Origin of the sequence: Novacetimonas hansenii JCM 7643, assembly GCF_000964405.1 — a bacterium.
GTDB lineage: Bacteria > Pseudomonadota > Alphaproteobacteria > Acetobacterales > Acetobacteraceae > Novacetimonas > Novacetimonas hansenii.
Genome location: NZ_BANE01000342.1, coordinates 1 through 671 on the forward strand (window position 1 = coordinate 1; position 671 = coordinate 671).

Here is a 671-nt window from a genome sequence, read left to right on the forward strand (position 1 = left end):
TGCTTCTCCCGCACCTTGTCGAGACGGTTCCAGATCAGATGATGGTCCTCGTAGTCGAGCCCACCGGTGACCGCGATCTTTGGTCCAGGAGGCACGAGCAGTTCGGTTTCAGCCTTGCGGCGGGCGTTGAGGAAATCGCGGCTGTCGATCATAGAGGCCGTCAGGGTGCTGCGGCTGACCAGCGAGCCGGAGCGTGGCCGCCAGGGCGACATCGTCAGGCGTTCGAACTGGTCGCAGGCGAGATCGCGGAAGATCTCGTAGGCGTTGCGTCGTTCCAGCAGGGTCAGCCCCTCGGCGATGAGGCGTTCCAGTTCCACGGAGCGGATCTCGCTGCCATCCTGTTCCTGCTGGCTGCGTTTCTGCGCCGTCTCGTTGCGGTCAAGATCGCGCTCCACCTGCCCGACCATGCGGTGAAAGACATTGACGGTGGGCCAGAGCAGCGGTTCGAGATCGGGTTCCAGCCTTGTGTCGGTCAGCGCAGCTGACAGGGCATCGAAGATATCGGCAACCGCGCCCTCGATCTGGCTGGCGTCGGGCAAGGGCCTTGGGTCCGGCTCATCCTCGAAAGGACGGTGGCCGTAAAGCTGGAGTTCCGCCAGCACATGGGCGGTGGAAGATGTGGCGTGTGCGGGTTCGAAATCGTCCTGTGTGCGGGTCATGGGTCTGTCCTC

General features: G+C 63.5%; 1 protein-coding gene. It reads right to left on the reverse strand.

Annotated features, from left to right (window positions below):
* A partial coding sequence (locus B7G66_RS16435; RefSeq protein WP_048859411.1) for a hypothetical protein occupies positions 1-659 on the reverse strand: 659 nt, incomplete at its 3' end.
* Positions 660-671: the final 12 nt, after the last annotated feature.